Source organism: Flavobacteriales bacterium, assembly GCA_016699575.1.
Taxonomy (GTDB): Bacteria; Bacteroidota; Bacteroidia; order Flavobacteriales_F; family PHOS-HE28; genus PHOS-HE28.
This window is the reverse complement of record CP064979.1, coordinates 431,987-449,475: the sequence shown is the minus strand read 5'-3', so window position 1 is coordinate 449,475 and position 17,489 is coordinate 431,987. Positions and strand designations below refer to the sequence as shown.

General features: G+C 60.1%; 14 protein-coding genes. 2 read left to right on the top strand and 12 right to left on the bottom strand.

The features are described from left to right. Nucleotides 1-2: 2 nt before the first annotated feature. Nucleotides 3-911, bottom strand: coding sequence for a hypothetical protein (locus IPJ76_01980; protein ID QQR87019.1), 909 nt, complete (start codon nucleotides 909-911; stop codon nucleotides 3-5). 168 nt (nucleotides 912-1,079) lie between these two features. Here IPJ76_01980 and IPJ76_01975 point away from each other — a divergent pair, with 168 nt between their 5' ends. Then, on the top strand, nucleotides 1,080-1,886 hold the full coding sequence (locus tag IPJ76_01975) for a hypothetical protein (protein ID QQR87018.1): 807 nt from the start codon (nucleotides 1,080-1,082) through the stop codon (nucleotides 1,884-1,886). 150 nt (nucleotides 1,887-2,036) lie between these two features. Here the strand turns inward: IPJ76_01975 and IPJ76_01970 are convergent, their stop codons facing one another. The 9 genes from IPJ76_01970 to IPJ76_01930 form a co-directional block, all read right to left on the bottom strand. After that, on the bottom strand, nucleotides 2,037-3,212 hold the full coding sequence (locus IPJ76_01970) for an acetyl-CoA C-acyltransferase (protein ID QQR87017.1): 1,176 nt from the start codon (nucleotides 3,210-3,212) through the stop codon (nucleotides 2,037-2,039). Next, nucleotides 3,209-4,282 carry a nucleotidyl transferase AbiEii/AbiGii toxin family protein gene (locus tag IPJ76_01965; protein ID QQR87016.1) on the bottom strand — a complete coding sequence of 358 codons (1,074 nt, stop codon included), beginning with the start codon at nucleotides 4,280-4,282 and terminating at the stop codon, nucleotides 3,209-3,211. The genes IPJ76_01970 and IPJ76_01965 overlap by 4 nt, the downstream gene beginning before the upstream one ends. Continuing rightward, entirely contained in the window at nucleotides 4,279-4,911 is a 633-nt protein-coding gene (locus IPJ76_01960; protein ID QQR87015.1) for a hypothetical protein, read from the bottom strand. Before IPJ76_01960 ends, IPJ76_01965 begins: the two co-directional genes overlap by 4 nt. Nucleotides 4,912-5,034: 123 nt before the next feature. Continuing rightward, a complete protein-coding gene (locus IPJ76_01955) occupies nucleotides 5,035-5,202 on the bottom strand; it encodes a hypothetical protein (GenBank protein ID QQR88517.1) in 168 nt (55 codons plus the stop codon). A 6-nt stretch (nucleotides 5,203-5,208) separates the two neighbouring features. After that, on the bottom strand, nucleotides 5,209-6,051 hold the full coding sequence (locus tag IPJ76_01950) for a KilA-N domain-containing protein (protein ID QQR87014.1): 843 nt from the start codon (nucleotides 6,049-6,051) through the stop codon (nucleotides 5,209-5,211). Between the two features lie 151 nt (nucleotides 6,052-6,202). Beyond that, complete coding sequence (locus IPJ76_01945; protein ID QQR88374.1) at nucleotides 6,203-7,168, bottom strand: hypothetical protein; 966 nt, start codon at nucleotides 7,166-7,168, stop codon at nucleotides 6,203-6,205. A gap of 425 nt (nucleotides 7,169-7,593) precedes the next feature. Continuing rightward, nucleotides 7,594-8,088 (bottom strand): hypothetical protein, encoded by a 495-nt coding sequence (locus IPJ76_01940; protein QQR87013.1) that lies wholly within the window; start codon nucleotides 8,086-8,088, stop codon nucleotides 7,594-7,596. 20 nt (nucleotides 8,089-8,108) lie between these two features. Beyond that, nucleotides 8,109-10,487 carry an enoyl-CoA hydratase/isomerase family protein gene (locus tag IPJ76_01935; protein ID QQR87012.1) on the bottom strand — a complete coding sequence of 793 codons (2,379 nt, stop codon included), beginning with the start codon at nucleotides 10,485-10,487 and terminating at the stop codon, nucleotides 8,109-8,111. 112 nt (nucleotides 10,488-10,599) lie between these two features. After that, nucleotides 10,600-11,031 carry a MarR family transcriptional regulator gene (locus tag IPJ76_01930; protein QQR87011.1) on the bottom strand — a complete coding sequence of 144 codons (432 nt, stop codon included), beginning with the start codon at nucleotides 11,029-11,031 and terminating at the stop codon, nucleotides 10,600-10,602. Nucleotides 11,032-11,141: 110 nt separating this feature from the next. Here IPJ76_01930 and IPJ76_01925 point away from each other — a divergent pair, with 110 nt between their 5' ends. Beyond that, complete coding sequence (locus IPJ76_01925) at nucleotides 11,142-12,059, top strand: hypothetical protein (GenBank protein ID QQR87010.1); 918 nt, start codon at nucleotides 11,142-11,144, stop codon at nucleotides 12,057-12,059. 3 nt (nucleotides 12,060-12,062) lie between these two features. On the opposite strand, the gene IPJ76_01920 is transcribed toward IPJ76_01925, so the two are convergent. Next, entirely contained in the window at nucleotides 12,063-13,583 is a 1,521-nt protein-coding gene (locus IPJ76_01920) for an NAD(P)/FAD-dependent oxidoreductase (GenBank protein QQR87009.1), read from the bottom strand. Then, nucleotides 13,580-17,434 carry a 1-acyl-sn-glycerol-3-phosphate acyltransferase gene (locus IPJ76_01915; GenBank protein ID QQR87008.1) on the bottom strand — a complete coding sequence of 1,285 codons (3,855 nt, stop codon included), beginning with the start codon at nucleotides 17,432-17,434 and terminating at the stop codon, nucleotides 13,580-13,582. The genes IPJ76_01920 and IPJ76_01915 overlap by 4 nt, the downstream gene beginning before the upstream one ends. Nucleotides 17,435-17,489 lie beyond the last annotated feature (55 nt).

Genomic DNA, 17,489 nt, shown 5'->3' with positions numbered 1-17,489 from the left:
CCTCACTCCACCAACCCCTCGATCCACCGCACCAACTCCTGCTCATCCACGATCGACCACGCGTGCGGATGCCTGTTCCCATGCTGCACGCCCCGCCCCTCGGTGGTGATGTACTCCGCCCGCGTATTCCCCACCGCTACCAGTGTATCGTGGATGCGCTTCAACCCAAAGGCGTTCAGCTCTTCGTAGACATCGTCGCGGTGGGTGCGCCACCAGGCCGTATCCGGCTCGGTGTAGAAGCGGATGGGCTGGTCCTTCAGCGGCGCCACGCTCGCGGACGAGTTGAGCAGGGGAGCGGCGCGTTCGTAGTTGGACAGATTGTCCGTGGGCGAGCCGAGGGCGCTGTCCAGGAACGCGATCAGGTAGCGCGCCTCGTCCTTGTATTCGGGGAAGCTGGTCTTCGCCAGGTCGCGCTGCGAGCATTCGTACAGGTGCACCAGGTCCAGCGGACTGTCCACGGCGAACACGCCTTTCAGCTGCACCGGCGGATCGGTCGATCGCAGCAGCGCCTTCGCCAGCAGCACGCTCACGTTGCCGCCGGAGGAGAAGCCGCCGATGACCGTGTTCGACGCATCCACGCCGTGCGCCGCTACCGCGCCCGCGATCGTGCCGATCACCTCCTGCTGCTCGGCCTCGCTCATCAGGATGTGCCGGTTGAAGTTCAGCATCAGCACCGCGATGCCGTTCGCCGCGGCCGTGTCCGCGATGCGCGACTCCGCTCGTGTATCCGTCGCGGCGCAACTGAAGCAGGGAAAGAGGATCAGCAGGGCTTTCTGCTCGGCGGGGATGATCAGGTCGTAGTCGGCGGTGTGGATCTCGTGGGGTGATGTGCTGCTACTCGGCGAGGGCGTTTGACAAGCGATCATTGATGCGCAGGCCAGAGCGCGACAGGTACGTGAAAGGGTGGTCATGGTCTCAACGAGTGATGGCTTCTTCGTCAACGCGCTTTGGACGACGTACGGATGGATTGCCGTGATTCACTGGTGGTTTGCAAGCTTCTCAAAGCTACGTCTGTGCCCTTGTAGTGATTGTGTGAACGACTTCCCATATTTTCGTGCGAACCAGTTAACAATCCATCCATGAAGTTCTTGCTGCCGTCCGCCGCCCTTCTTGTTTCCGCCCTTGCTGTTTCCTGTGGAGGAAGTTCCGATCCCGATAAAAAGCAAGCCGGGGACTTTCCGCTCGAAGTCGAGCAAACAATGTCTGGAACGTTGTCGGAGAGCTATATCGTGACAAAGGCAGTGCTTAAGGTTAGTGAAGAGATCTTCGGCACCAAGCTCCTAGTGGAAATAAAGCGAACGGACGAGCCTCTGCCATTCGATGCCAATGATGCACAGGTATGTGGCGTTGGGGCTGGGAAGAAGTACCAGTGGTGCATCGCTGCTGATATGTTGGGAGAAGGAGATTTGCCATTGGCTACGAACTTGGAGAAGTATGGCTATGAGCCATTCGAGAAGGCTCTTTCACTCGGAGCAAATGAGACCGCATGGTTGGAATTTTCACTTAGTGGAAATACCGAACTGGAAAAGAATCCGGGTAAGGCCAAGAAGGTGAAGTTGTCATCGTCAATGGAAGAGCAGGACACAAGTCCAATTACATCTTCCGGCGATTCTGAGTCGAGTGGTGACATTGCTCTTACGGGCGATGAAGATTGGGACGACATTCTGACGAGCTATGAGCAGTACGTTGATGACTACATCAAACTTGCGAAAGCCGCCAAGAACGGTGATGCTTCAGCAATCGCTGAATATCCAGCGATGATGGAGAACGCGACAGAACTTCAGTCGAAGTTGCAGAACGCTGGTAGCAATCTTACCGCTGAACAACTTGGCCGTTTCTCGAAGCTTCAGGCGAAATTGATGAACGCTGCTGCTAATTTGCAGTAAACTCCGGGTTGTTCCGGATAGGTATTCGCGTGACGGATTGGAGCGGCACCCCGCAGCACGGTAATCCGTGCGAGGAGTACAGCGGAAAGCCGGACCCCGCCTGCATTTGAGGCGGGGGCACGCCCCAAACACTATCCCGCTTCTGCTCCATCAATTCAACAACTCAAACACACTCGCCGCCCCCTGCCCCGTCCCCACGCACATCGTCACCACCCCATACTTCTGCTTCCGCCGCCGCATCTCATTGAACAACTGCACGCTCAGCTTCGCGCCCGTGCACCCCAACGGATGCCCCAGCGCGATCGCGCCGCCGTTCACGTTCACGATCTCCGGGTCGATGCCCAGCTCGCGCACCACCGCCAGCGATTGGCTCGCGAAGGCCTCGTTCAGCTCGAACAGCCCGATGTCGCTCAGCTTCAGCCCGGCCTTCTCCAGCGCCTTCGGCACTGCCGCCACCGGACCGATGCCCATGATGCGCGGCTCCACCCCGGCCACATGGTAGGAGAGCAGGCGCGCGATCGGCTTCACATTGAGCTGCTTCAGCATGCGCTCGCTCACTACCAGCACGAAGGCCGCGCCATCGCTCGTCTGGCTGGCGTTGCCTGCCGTCACGCTGCCCTTCGCGTCGAACACGGGCTTCAGCTTAGCCAGCGCCTCCAGGGTGCTCGCGCGCGGACCTTCATCGGTGTCCACCACGTATTGCTCCACTTGGCGCTTCTCCTTCGCGTCCAGGTACACGCGCTCCACGGTGTAGGGCACGATCTCGTCTTTGAACTTGCCGGAGCTGATCGCGGCCAGCGCCTTCTCGTGGCTGCGCAGGCTGAAGGCGTCCTGGTCCTCCCGGCTCACCTTGAAGTCGCGCGCCACGGCCTCGGCGGTGAGGCCCATGCCCCAGTAGTACGTGGGCTGCGCCTTGCCCACCTTGGCGTTCGGCACGATGCGCCAGCCGCCGAAGGGGATCGGGCTCATGCACTCCACGCCGCCCGCCACGATCACGTCGGCCTGCCCGCTGTGGATCTTGGCCGCGGCAATGGCGATGGTCTCGCTGCCGCTGCTGCAGTAGCGGTTCACCGTCATGCCCGGCACCTTGTCGGTGTTCAGGCCCATCAGGCTGATCATGCGGCCGATGTTCAGGCCCTGCTCGGCCTCGGGCGTGGCGTTGCCCACGATCACATCGTCGATGCGGTCGCGCTCCAGCCCGGGCACCGAGCCCACCAGGTGGTTCACCACGTGCGCGGCCAGGTCATCCGGACGCGTGAAACGGAATTTGCCGCGGGGCGCTTTGCCTACGGCGGAACGGAAACCGGAGATTATGTATGCGTTCATGGGTGTTCGTGTTGCCGACTGCTCGGCGCTGATGTCGTTTGTTGAAGATGCTCGCGGAACGTTGCTTGGAACTGTTCCATGGCGGTCATGATGTCGTCGAAGGCTGGCACGTTTCCATAGAACATATCGCTCTGCATGCCGTCGTAGTCGCTATGCCAAGCAGCACGTGCCGCGCCTTGCGGAATGATGCTGAAGCCTTCTGTCAATAGCGCATCGTAGTCCACTCCGGGATAGCGGTAGTAGATGCTGCGCTGTTGAACGACAGCAGGATACAGGTCAGCTCGGGCGATGGCTTTTGTTGTTGCACCGGCGCGATGGAGGAAGTACAGGTCGAAGTAGTGCCGCGCCAATCGACGACGTGGACCATCCGGACGCTGGACCAGAACTTCGTGAAGCAACAGTGCTTTTTCGATCAACGTGCGTTCAGCTTCCAGTGTGCGGACTGGGAATGAACCATCGCCGAACTCTTCCGTGAAGAGCTCATGTACGTAAGCGCACACAGGTATCGTTGTGCTTGGCCAAGCATCGGCCTTCGCCACGAGGTCCACCTTCACATGGTCCAGGATGTACTCGCCGTCCGGTACGAAAAGCTTGGGATAGCCGAATGAGAGCACTGTCTCATGGTTATCGCTGTCGGCGTTCAGGTCGAGGCTCCATGAGCCATTGCGCAGTTCAGTTGCGAGGGAAGTGCGTAAGGCGGGAATGAGTGTATTTGCAGCCCATGTTCGACAGGCTTTCGCGATCTTCTTTGCGCGCTCCTTCTGTTGCCTCGGAGAATGATGTCCGCCGGGGATGCCATCTTCCGCGAGACCAAGCACATGGCGATCAACTACCAGATCCACATCCTCGGAGAAACGGTCCGTGATCTTGTGCGCCTTGGAGAGTGACGTGCCGCCTTTGAACGTGAGATGCTCGCCGATGCCAGGAAGTGCCATCACTTTCTCCAGAAAGAGGCAGACGTAGACATCCTTCTCGATACTGGATATCGCGAGGGGGAGTAGATTGTTGGCACGAATAAGCAATGAACGTTGCCGTGCTTCCGGTAAATGGAGGAATGGATGCGCGCTCATGGTGCTTCAGCGATCAATCGACGCATGATGTCCGCGATCCAGACCGGGGCGATGTCCAGGTCCTTTTTCAGATCCTCTTTTCCGTGAGGGGGCAGCCGTCTGAGCAGCTCGGCATATTCCTCCTTACCGATGTTCTTTCGACCGTAGTCACGCAGGCCCTGGATCACCAAGTAGCCCACCTCGGTGCGCGCCCGCATGTAGCGCGAACTGGTGCGTCGGAGAATGATCTCATTCGCACGTCCGCCCGGTATCATGGGCTTCAAACGGATCTTTCGGGAACGACCATCGGTTTGAAAGGCAACACGCGTAGGCACCTGGGTGCTTATGCCCGTGATGTTGGACGCGTAAGCATGTGTCTCGCGTATCGTGATCCCATCGCGCTTGGCAATGGCGGCGACGATCTCGTAGGTACCCGCTATCGACTCCCCGAACATCCCGCCCAGCTCCGGGAAGAAGTACAAGCCGTTGCCGATGTTGCGCACCACCTCCTTCTTCACCAGCCGGTGCAAGGCCACGGCCACCGCGCTGCGCCCACCCAGGTCGCAGAAATCCTTGGGGGTGAGCACGCTGCCACGGCCACGCTCTTCCATGCGCGCCAGTACCAGCTTTTCTACCGAGGGGCGTTTCACGTTGTGCGCCGAAGCGTGTGTTTAGGTGGGTTGCTGTGCGAGGGCAGCGCGAAGGCGTATCGGGGCCTGTTTTGTAACACAAATGTATACGAAAGTGTTACAAATGTAGTTTCGTGCTGAAAGTCAGGTGGTTGGGTGTGGTTTATGGGGCGCCGAACCCACCAGGTGGTTCACCACGTGCGCGGCCAGGTCATCCGGACGCGTGAAACGGAATTTGCGTGCGCCTGCCTGCCGATGGCAGGGCGCTTTGCCCACTGCGCTGCGGAAACCGGCGATGATGTATGCGTTCATGGGGTCTTAGTTCTTTGGTTTCTTCTTGCCGGCCGCCAGCAGCTTGTCCGCTGCGCGACCTGCGGTGAGCGATCTCATCTGTCCGATGGCGGTCGTGTTCAGTTGTTGCAGGCGCTCCGCTGATCCGAGGCCCTGCTGGATCATCACGGCGTTGATGCTCTCCAGGTTGGAAAGCACGACCAGTTGTTCCAGTGTGGCGCGGTCGCGCATGTTGCCGGCAAGTGATGGGTTGGCCCGTTTCCACTCGGAAGCGGTGAGGCCGAACAGGGCTACGTTCAGCAGGTCGGCTTCGGTAGCGTACACCCCGCTGATGCGCGCCTTGCTGAGCACCGGTGGGATCAAATGCTCCTTGATGGCATCCGTGTGGATCCGGTAGTTGACCTTGGCCAGAGTGCGCTGCAGGTTCCATTCCAGCGACTGGTTGCTGGCCTCCGCTTCCTTCAGCCGTTGGAACTCCTTGATCAGGTACAGCTTGAACTCTGGGCTCAACCACGAACCGAACTCGAAGGCGATGTCCTTGTGCGCATACGTGCCGCCATGTCCGCCAGCGCGCGCGTGCAGCCCGATCGCACCGGTGGCGTCGATCCACTTCTTCACCGACAGGTAGAAACTGTTGCGGCCGGCCGCGTTCCCAATTCCCTCGAATTCGAGGGAATTGAACGCCGGGTTGTTCAGCTGCTCCCACACACCCAGGAAGAGCACCGTGTCCTTGTTGCGCAACCATTGCTCGATCAGCGCGCTGCCGCCCTCGAAGCCCTGCACCATGTCGGTGAGCGAGATGTAGTCCTGCTCGTTCCGCTCCACAACGGTGACGGGGATGCCTTTGACGGTGATCGCGCGCTTTTTCATTGGCTTGGTGGTCGTCACACCGAACTTGTCGAAGTGTTGGGCGTGCCGGCGCACAAGAGCAGCGCCGTCGGGCTATCCGCTGCAAGCCTGCCTGCCGGACAGGCAGGTCCTCGGCCTGATGACAGGCCTCCGAGCTTTCCGCTGCTCTCCCTCACGCGAGTTCTGCTTTGGATACCAGGAAATCTGTTGACAGTTCAATCACCTCTTGCTTGCCGACTTTGCTAGCTGCAACATGCTCACCGATGTTGACCACTATGAAGAAGTATCGCTTGTTGTTATAGACAAGCATCGGTGGGAAGGCCTTGCTGATGTCTTCGAGTTGAAAGTGCAATTCAGCGTTGTCGGCATTGAAGATGACTAGGTAGCCAAAGTCCTTGTTGTAGTCATTTACGTACTTCATGACCTGAGCAAGACCACTTCGTACACGATCCTTCCCATAGCTCTTGCTTCGGTCGAAAATCTTGATTTCGACAACAAGCGGATCCGAGGTGTCAATAGCGCCGACAACGTCAGCTCTGCCAGAAGGACTACTAGGGGTTGAGAAGGGATAGTCGATTCCTTGGTCAAACAGGAATAGTCGCAGGTCATCCTCGAAGATTTTCTCGTATTCTTTCTCAGCCAACAGATATCGTGTTCTGAGAGAGTCCTTCATGAACCACTCCGTCCGACGCTTGTATTTCTCAAGCAGGTACAACGTGGAACTAGACTTGTCTAAGCGGTCATGTAAGTAGTCCAGAATTGGAGACACGCAGTCTTCTACTATTCCTCCGAGGACATCCTTTCTTCCTATGAATAAGGTCATATGCGGTACGGACTCGACACCATGTTCCCTAATGATCCAATGCAAGAGAGCTTGGGAAAAAGCTGCGCGATCCGCTTGTCCAGAGAATGGAATGTGCTGACTGGAGTCATAGAGATTTATTCGTTCCTGCAAGTGCTCGTCCTCATGCGGGAATTGCTGAGCGGCTTCAACCATGAGCGCATTGAGTGCAGGCTCCTCTTGAATGTGCTTCAGCAACAGGTCTATCTGGTATCCGAAGTTGCTTGTTGAAGCGCGCTGAACGCGATTCTTCCACTCCTGTAGGTTGGTTCTGAGATTGTGATTGTAGTACATCAGCGTCCGAGCTTTTTGAACGTATTCAATAGGTCAGTCATGGAGTCGTTGATGTCGCGAACTCCGGTGTGCACGGAAGCATCACCGTCGACGAGTCGGATCGAGGACTTACAGTTGTGGCAGAATATGGTCTTCTCTGAGCGTACATCCACGACCTGAACTTCATCCATATAGGCACACGATGGACATGTGAATGAGACCCATGTTCGATTTAGGTCGAAGTCAATCATAGGTTCACGTGCTTGCACTCATGCGTGAGCGATTGCAGCGGAAAGCCCACAGCGCGGTAATCCGCGCGAGGACTTGTAGGCCCGGGTCCGAGCCCGGGCTGAACTCCAAGCGCGACGGCGAGACCCTGAGCGCGGCTCTGCGGAGCCGAAGGGCGAGCCGGCACGCCCCAACCGATGAGATGATATTGCTGGCTATGCTTAGCCATTTGCCTGAACCCTATATGGTGACTTCGGCCTGAGTTGGCCTATTAACTGGAACTGCTCCAGGTCCAATTGGGCGCTGTCTTCATAGTTGAAACTGCTGAAAACAAGCTGCTCGAATCGGTCCTTTTCCGTCTGAGATTCCAGGTTGGGAAGATTCTCCAAGAGGGCTCTTGACGCTGCATAGGCAAGTATTGTCGCGTTCGTGTCAGTGATCAAGCCAGTGGCTTCTTTCACTGTAACGCGGATGCTCTGTTCCTCCAAGCGACGAAGAGCATATTCGATGCCCATTCGGATCGCCGATTTCCAATCATCGAAACCCTTGTCCGGTATAGTGTGCGCATATCCTTGCCTTTCCCATCCTGTTCCGCTGTATGCCTCTACAATAGTCGGCTCATCCGCAAGTCTAGCTTCAACCACCACTGTGATCTCACCATAGTGACCAAGACCACCTTTCATCTTGGCGAGCTTATAGCTGAACGCGTGTGACACGGGATCGTCGTTTTGTCGGTTCAATTCCGCAACACTTTCCCCGTAGTAATGATCGACTGAAGTCTCTCGAGCGTCTTCCGCTGCATACACAGCTCCACGAAGGCTTTCCGCTCCAGGTCCAGCAGGTATTGCTCGGAGACCTCCGTAGCCTCGCTCAGGTCACCCCCGCATAGCACATAGCCCAGCTTCTCGCTGATCAGCGCATCGTGCTGGCTGATGTAGTTGCCGCTGAGCATGCTGTTGGCGCCCACGTACACGATGCCGAGGCCTTCCTGGCCGAGCACCTTGATGTCCTTACGCGGTGCGGGCTTGGTGTAGCCCTTGTTCCACAGCTCCAGCGCGCAGGCCTTGGCGTAGGCCAGCTGGTGGGCGCGGCTGACAATGACCTCGTCCTGGCCGCGACGCAAGTAGCCTAACGTGAAAGCCTCGTGCCCGCTGGTGGCCACCTTGGCCTGGCCGATGGTGAGGAAGCGCTCGCGCATGGCGTTGATGCGGATGTCGCCCTCCTTCAGCTCGTCGGCGAGGCGCAGGGCGAATTCCTTGGTGCCGCCGCCGCCGGGGATCACGCCCACGCCGAATTCCACCAGGCCCATGTAGGTCTCGGCGTGCGCCACCACCTTGTCCGCGTGCAGGCAGAGCTCGGTGCCGCCGCCCAGGCACAGTTGGTGCGGGGCCGCCACCACGGGGATGCTGCTGTAGCGCATGCGCATCATGGTGTTCTGGAAGGTGCGCACGGCCATCTCCAGGTCGTCGTACTCCTGCTCCACGGCCATCATGAAGATCATGCCCACGTTGGCGCCCGCGCTGAAGTTGGCGCCGTCGTTGTAGACCACCAGGCCTTTGTAGCCCTGCTCGGCGAGGTCGATGGCTTTGTTGAGGCCCTGGATCACCTCCGCGCCGATGGTGTTCATCTTGCTCGTCCAGCTCACGCTCAGGATGCCATCGCTGAGGTGACGCACGGTGGCGGCGCTGTTCTTCCACACGATGCTGCTTTCTGGCAATTCGTTGAGAACGATCAAGCCTTCCGCGCGTGGCACCGGCTTGTAGCTCTTGCTCGCGACATCGTAGTAAAGGCGTTGGCCCTGCTCCACTTTGTAGAACGAAGTATGACCAGCCGCAAGCATCTCATCCACCCATGGCGCGATGGTCAGCGCATTTCCACTTTCAGCTTTCAGCTTTCCTATTTCATCTTTCACTTGTTGCACTCCGATGGCGTCCCAGGTCTCGAACGGACCCGCCTCCCAGCCGAAGCCGGCGCGCATGCCGTCGTCGATCTTGTACAGCTCGTCGCTGATCTCGGGGATGCGGTGGCTCACGTATGCGAACATCGCCTGGAACGAACGGCGGTAGAATTCGCCGGCCTTGTCGGTGCCGTTGTACACCAGTTTGAGGCGCTCGCGCAGGTCATCCACCTTTTTCGCCGCGTCCAGCGTGGCGAACTTGGGCTTCACCTGTGGCTTGTACTCCAGCGTCTTCAGGTCGAGGGAGAGGATCTCGCCCTTGGGTGAGTTGCGGTCCTTGAAGAAGAAGCCCTTGCCGGTCTTGCTGCCGAGCATGTTCTTCTCCACCATCTGCTGCAGGTACTCCGGAATGCTGAAGAGGCTGTTGCGCTCGTCGTGCGGGCAGTTGTCCTTCACGCCCTGCGCGACTTTCACCAGCGTGTCGAGGCCCACCACGTCGGCGGTGCGGAAGGTGGCGCTCTTCGGGTGGCCGATCACGGGGCCGGTGAGGCGGTCCACTTCCTCCACCGTAAGGCCCATGTCGGTGACGAGGTGGAACACGTCCATGATGCCGAACACGCCGATGCGGTTGGCCACGAAGGCGGGCGTGTCCTTGGCCATCACCGTGACCTTGCCAAGGATGCGCTGGCCGTAGTCCTCCAGGAAGGCGAGCACCGCGGGGTCGGTGTCCGGACCGGGGATCAGCTCCAGCAGCGGCAGGTAGCGCGGCGGGTTGAAGAAGTGCGTGCCGCAGAAGTGCCTGCGGAAGTCGTCGCTTCGGCCCGCGCTGATGGCGTGGATCGGGATGCCGCTGGTGTTGGTGGTGATGAGCGTGCCCGGTGTACGGTGCTTCTCCACCTTCTCCAGCAGTTGCTGCTTGATGTCGAGCCGCTCGATCACGACCTCGATGATCCAGTCGCAGTCCTTGATCTTGGGCAGGTCGTCGTCGAAGTTGCCGGTGCTGATGCGCTTGGCGAAGCGTGCATCGTACAGGGGCGCCGGACTGCTCTTGATCGCGGCGGCGAGTGCGTCGTCCACGATCTTGTTGCGCGGACCTTCCTTGGCTGGAATGTCGAGCAGCAGCACTTCGGTGCCGGTGTTCGCGAAGTGGCAGGCAATGCGGCTGCCCATGACGCCGCTGCCGAGCACGGCGACTTTGCGGATGTTTCGTTTGCTCATGTGTGTGTGAATGCTTCACCACAGAGGCACAGAGGGCACGGAGGAATGCGATTGATGAGCAACGGTGTTCATCTTGTTCTTCTCGGTGTCCTCTGTGCCTCTGTGGTGAGTATCAGAAAAGTTGTTCGTGTTCGAGAATATGGTCCAGTTCCGACATCACCTGCCGGAAGTTGTTCAGTTGCGCCGTCGTGAAACGGCTCTGCACCGCCTCGTTGAATCTGATCACGGTGTTGCGGCTCACGTCGCGCATCTGCTTGCCCTTCGCAGTGAGGTGGATGCGCACCACGCGCTTGTCGCTCTTGTCGGCGATGCGCTTGATCAATCCTTCGTCCTCCATGGCCTGCAACGTGCGCACAAGGCTGCGTGCCTCCATGCCCATCTTGGGACCAAGCTTGGTGCTGGGCGTGCCCTCCGGCTCGATGTTCAGCAGGATCTGGCCCACGGCCATGCTGCCACCGTACTTGGCCGCCTCGGTGTTGTAGATGCGTGAAATCCGGCTCCACACACGGCGGATCGGAAAGTCGATCGTCTCTTCAGGCTTCATCCCCGGTTGACTTGGCCCCCAAGGTATCCGCATTTGTTATGCATGCATACTATGGTGGGAAATTTCTTCAAGGGCTCATGCGTTCTTTGCGGACCAGACTTCCACCTACCATGCGTACTGCCCTTCTCGCCGCCCTCGCTGTAGCGGCCGTGCTTACCTCCTGCAAGAAGGAGGAGGACCCCGCACCTGCGCCGTCGCCAGGCCCAAGCGGCCCCAACCTCGTGCTGAAGTTCAAGTTCGATAGCACCCAGGTGCGCTTGGACAACCTCGGGCAAACCAGCACCATTCCGGCGGGCCATGCTGCACAAAACCCCCGCTTCAACAAGATGAGCGCGCACTATGTCGAGTTCGCTCCGACCGCTTGGACGGCCTTGGGCAGTGGTGCTGTTGTTTACCACGCAGCCGAGACCAGCGCTGGCGGCGCCACCGCCATTGACTTCAACCAGAGCGTGAAGGCGGGCGACGGAGAGGTGTTCCTGAGCGTGCCGTTGAGCGATCTGGATGCTGGCACCTACGAATGGCTGCGCGTGTCCTTGGCCTACCAGAACTACGACATCGACTTCCGTTACACCGACACCCAGTTCGGCACGGGCACTTACGACCTGGAAGGCACCGTGGCTTCGTTCATCGGTTACAACACCTACATCAGTTCATTCGTGGTGCACCAGCAGTCCGTAACGGTGAACGACGACAGGCTGCAGGGATTCTGGGCGTTCGAGGTCATCGATCCGATCGTGCCCACCGCCCCCGTGACCGGTCAAGCACCAGCAGGTGCCACCACCGTCCCGAATCCTTTGGCCTCCACGTCACCGATCCCGGCGGGCTCGTGCGTGGTCACCGGGGAATTCGCGCAACCGCTCGTCATCACCGGAGCTGAGACGCAGGACGTGGTCATCACGGTTTCCCTCTCCACCAACAACAGCTTCGAGTGGCAGGACAACGGCGATGGCCTGTACGAGCCCGGTGCGCCCGCCTTCGATGTGGTCACCGATATGGGTGTGCGGGGCCTGATCCCCATCGTGGAGTAACGCTCAGCTCGCCGCGCGTACTTTCTTCAGCAGGTGGCTTTTGCCCACCAGTTCGCTGGCGGTGACGATGCTGCTCACGGTAACGCCCAGGATGCCGTGCAGGTTTATGTTCTGGCCGGTGAGCAGGAGGTTCGGGATCTTGGTGCGCGGCGGGATGAAGGTGCGCAGCGGGTCGCTGTGGTCCTTCATGATGCCGTACATGTTGCCGTCGGGGCTGCCGATGAAATCGCGGAAGGAGAGGGGCGTGTTGCTGTGCACGCTCTGGATGCAGCTCTTGATGCCGGGGAATTTGCGCTCCACCACGTTCAGCACCTGTTCCTCCTTCTTCCGCTTGAACGCCTCGTAGTCATCGCCGCGCTTGCCGGGCCGCACGATGGTGTTGTGGCTGTCAGCCCACTGCGCCACCTCATCGTAGTCCATGTAGCACATGATGGTGATGGCATCGGCATGGTCGCCGCCGCGCGTGCTCTTGGGCGTGCTCAGCATGTAGCTGTTGGGGTAGTTCACCCGATCGTAACGCACCGCATCCCACACGTCGGTGCCGATCATGTGGTAGTAGTTGTGGTTGAGGTAGGGGAAGGTGCCGGGCTTCATCACGGCGTGAACCGTGAAGCTGCCCGGTGTGTTGCGCAATGATGTGAGGCGGTTGCGGTAGGCCGGCCGGATGTGGCCCGGGCCGATCATGCCCAGTAGGGTGGCCGGATGGATGTTCGCGATGACCTGCTTGCACTCGAACACATCGCCATCGGTGGTACGCACCGCACTGATGTCGTTGCCGTGGAAGTCGAAGCCGCAAACCTCTTTGCGCGCGATCACCGTGGCACCTTTCTCCCGCGCATTGTGCGTGAGGTGCTTGGCGATCTGCGAGCCCCCGTCAATGCAACGCCACGAGCTTTCGATATACGTGTTCGTCACCAGGGCATGCACGTAGAACGGTGAGTAGCGGCCGTCGCCGGCATAGAGCGCGCTGCTGCCGCCCAGCACGTTGCGCAACGTGGGGTCCTTCACCATGGTGGCGATGAAGTCCTTCGCGTTCAGCCCCAGATCATCATCCTTCCATTCCTGCGTGTCGGTGTCCTCCAGGTTGTACAGCGGGAACTTGCCGCACATCCGTTTGATCTCCTCGGTGTAGCGCGTGATACCGGCTTTCTCGGCCGGGAAGTACTCCACCAAGCGGCGGATGAAGTTGTCGTAGCCCTGCGCGTGCGGGTACTCGTTGGGGTCGCCCTCCATGCTGCACAGGTCGTACCCGTCCATGTCCATCCGCTGCAGCTTCAGCTTGTCCATGATGCCGAAGAAGCTGAGGTAGCGGTGCAGGTTCTGGCCGGGCAGCAGGCCACCGATGTAATGCACGCCCGTATCGAAGATGGTCTTCTCGCGGCTGAAGACCTGAAGGCTGCCGCCTAACTGCTGGTTCTTCTCCAGCACGCACACGCTCATGCCCTCGTTGGCCAGGGTGTAGGCCACCTCCAGTCCGCCAAGGCCTGCGCCTATCACTACCACATCGAATTTCCGATCGTTCATGTTCGCAAGCTCCCTTCTCCACCGGGGAAGGGTTGGGGATGGGGTCGCAAGATCACAAGTTCGTTGGATGTCACGTCACTGTCACCGGTCCATTCGCACACAAGCCCGTTCGCTGCGGCCATGGTCTCCAGTTCGGCGCGCCGAAGGAAATGCAGCGCCCCCTTCGTTTTGTTGAAGCCGAACAGTCGTGTGGAGAAGAGTTCCGTGGTGCGTGTCCGGGCGTGGGCGCTGTCGTCATCGGCGAACCCGTCGCGGACGAGGATCATGCCGCCGGCGTTCAGTGCACCGCTGCACCGCTTCAGGAGAACCGCCTGTTCTTCCTTGGGCATGTAGTGGAGCACGTCCTTCAGGATGAACGCATCAGCGGCCGGTGGGATGAACGAGCTCAGGTCGGCTTGAACGAACTGCAGGGCTTCGCCACGCGAGAAGCCGTTCTGCGCCACATCGACTTTCGCAGCATCGTGGTCCACGCCCAGGATCCTTCGGTCTTCGCTGCTCCAGTGCAGCAGGTAGCCGAGCATGCCGTATCCGCAGCCCAGGTCCACCACGCTGGCCTCGCACGGCACCAGCGCGTGGATCCGCTCGTGCAGGTCGGTGTCGATGCGGCTCTTGATGCGCACGTACCATTCCAGCACCGGGCCTTTGAAGAGGAAGGTGCGGATGAGCTTCTCGCGCCAATAGCATGGCGTTTCGCGTTCGATCCGCAATTCGTTGTACGCCGCCTTGAACTCCGCGCTGATGGCCTTGGTGCGCTCGCGGTGGCCCTTGCCGTAGCGCGCGTCGTTCCACTCGATTGTCGGCTGTGCGCGCATGGCCATGCTGGCGTCCTTCAGCAGCCAGTCGCCTTTCTGCATCGCGTGGCCCACCCCGTGCAGAACCACGGGCACCATCGGCGCCTGCAGTTCCTCGGCCAGCCAGAACGAACCCTTGTGGAAGCGGTTGAGCTTGCCCGTTACGCTGCGTGTGCCCTCCGGGAAGACGGTGATGGAGAATCCGTCCTTCAGGGCCTGGGCCGCGTTCTTCACGTTCTCGTCGGTGGTGTCTTCGCTGCGCAGGAAGCCCATGAAGCGTACCACAGCACCGAAGAAGGGCGAGTTCCACACCCAGCGGTTGGTCATCATCAGCATGCGCGGGTGCACCATCAGCATCACCAGGATGTCGATGAAGCCCGCGTGGTTGGCAACAACGATGCTCGGCCGTTCCTCCACCTGCGCGCGGAACGAACGGATGTCCTTCCTCACGTTCATCATGATGTAAACGAGGCTGCGGGTGAAGAGCATGATGATGCGACCGTAGAACTTGCGCTTCGCCATCAATTTGAACGGCATGATGCGCAGCACCGGGAACAGGCCCACCAGCAGGATGCAGCCGAACAGAAAGTAGAGGAAGGCGAACACCGAAACGAACAGGCTCTTCGCAGTGAACGGGTATCGGCCCTTCGCGGCGCGACCGGTGATGAACGTGCGGTATAGCCACGGCTGCACGGTGAGCGCGATCACCAGGATACAGAGCATGCCAACCACGGAAAGCGTGGCGATGGAACGCAGGGCCGGGTGCTCCGCGAAAAGCAACGCGCCGGTGCCGAGCAAGGTGGTGATGCCGGTGAGGATGACGGCATCGCGATTGGCGCGCGTATGGTCCTTGCCCGTCTTGTAGCGCTCCAGCACACCGTCGCTGGTGAAGATGCAGTAGTCGTCGCCCAGCCCGAAGATGAACGTGCAGATCAGGATGTTCACCATGTTGAACGGGATGCCGAAGAGCCCGCAGATGCCCAGGATCCATACCCAGCCCAGGGCCATGGGCAGGAAGGTGATGAGCGCGAGTTCGATGCGCCCGTATGAGATCAGCAAGGTGATGAACACCAGCACCGAGGTGAACAGCAGTGTTTTTCCAAGGTCGCGTTGGGCAATGGCCTTCATGCGCTCGCCCATGATGCTGCGGTCCAGTGCTTCAACCTTGGCGGTTCCCGTGCGGTTGAGCGCAGCCAGTGTTGCGTTCACCTCGGCCAGTTCTCTCGGTCCGCACCGCAGCAATCCGCTCACCAGCGCGGTACCGTCTTTCTCAACGACGGGGGTCGCACCGGGCAGGCCATCAGGGATCGGCATGGGTTCCCACAAGGCGGCGGTGTTGGGCATCCCGTTCAGCCAGTGCGTAAAGCCATGGAACGCCGCTGGTGTGAAGCCCTGTCGTTCCGCAGCCTCTTCCAATCGTTTGGACAACGGCAAGCCGCGTGCGTTGCCGAAACGGGACATCCAGTGGTCCAGCTTCTTCTTCACGGTTGCGTTGGACGGTTGCAGGTCCGTGGGGAGGAAGAGGTTCTGGGCAATGGCCGGTGAACCCTTGCGCAGTGCGTTGCCGGCGCGCTCCAACGCGGCCCGTGCTTCTTCCTCGTTGGCGCCTTCAGCAACGATGAACACGGTACGTGTATCGCGCTCACTCCCGAAGAGCAGGTCGTTCGCTCGGCGCATGTCCGGCGGCATCCAACCCAGGTGCTCAGGCTCATCATCGAAGGTGGCTTCATCGGCCCACGGCAGCAGGATGGCCGTGATGACGAGCACGGGAACGATGGCCCATTTGCGCACCTTGGCGAACGCACTGTTCGTTGCTGCATGTTGATCGTTAGGCCGGATCGGCGGGCGGTCCTTCACCATCAACGGCAGCACGATCAGAACGAACAGCGCCGTGCTCCCCAGCATCAGAGCGCTCAGCAGGCCGAGGTCCTTCAGCAACTGGCTGTCGAGCAGGCGCAGGCCAAGGAACGCCAGCACGGTGGTGAAGCAGCCGAGGAGGAGCGGACCTGCCGTTTCTTCCAGTGCCTTAACCACGCTGCCGTTGTGCCGCAGGTGCGTCAGGAAGTGGAAGCCGTAGGCCATTGCGATTCCGAGCAGCGCCGCACCGGCACCCAAGGAGATGGCGCTCACCGATCCCTGGATCAACGCCATGCCTGCGAGCGCGTTCACCGCTCCGAACGCAGGTGGAAGCAGGATGAGCAACGGCGCAGTTGCCCTGCGGAAGTACCAGACGACGAGCACCAGGGCCAGCACCAGCGAGATGAGCGTGGTGCTGCGGCTATCGGCGGCAATGCGCTCTGCGTTGCGCATGCTCACCGGAAGTGCTCCGAACATGCTCGGCTGCGTGGCTCCCTTTTCCGCGGCGCTCAACGAATCGAGTGTGTTTACGAGCGCGCGTTCGGCAGGCGTGCCCCGCACAGCACTGTCCGGTGCTACCAGCACGAACACCGTGCGGTTGTCCCGCGCAACGAAGCGGCCGTCGACCACGGTGAGGCCGCCCATGCCACCAAGGCTCTTGAGAACGCTCAGCTTTTCTCCGAGCAGACCGGCCGGGTCGCCCAAGACCAGCGGTTCCGAAAGCATGCCGGAAGGGGAGGAGAGATGCTCCAATGCCTTCGCCAGGATGGCGTTCAAGGCGGCGCTGTCACTGGCTGCGAACCGCTCCACAGCTGCACTATCCGCCATGGCGGGCAGGCGCGCCAGTAGGCCGTCGATGAGCGCATCCACCTGGCCGAGGTCCGGGCCGGACGAGACCACCACAGGCAGTTCTGCATCCGAAACAGATGCCTCAAATCGGTCGGCTGCAGCGAAGGCGCTGTCCAACTGCAACGAATCGGCGGTGAACCCGATGGCGATGCGATCGGCATTGCCCGAGGACTCCAGCAGCGCCCGGTAGCGCTCCATGGTTTTGTCCCGCGGCAGCGCTTGGAAGAGGTCTTCCTCCAGCTTCAGGCTGCTGGCTATCCACCCCGCCGTCCCTGTCCAACCCATGGCAAGGACGAACACCCACCAACGGTAGCGGCGCAACACGGCGTGGAGCCGGGAGGACGTGGTGGGCATGGGCTGCGAAGAAAGGGCGCGCAGGTCGCCTGACAACCATGTTGAGCCCTTCTAC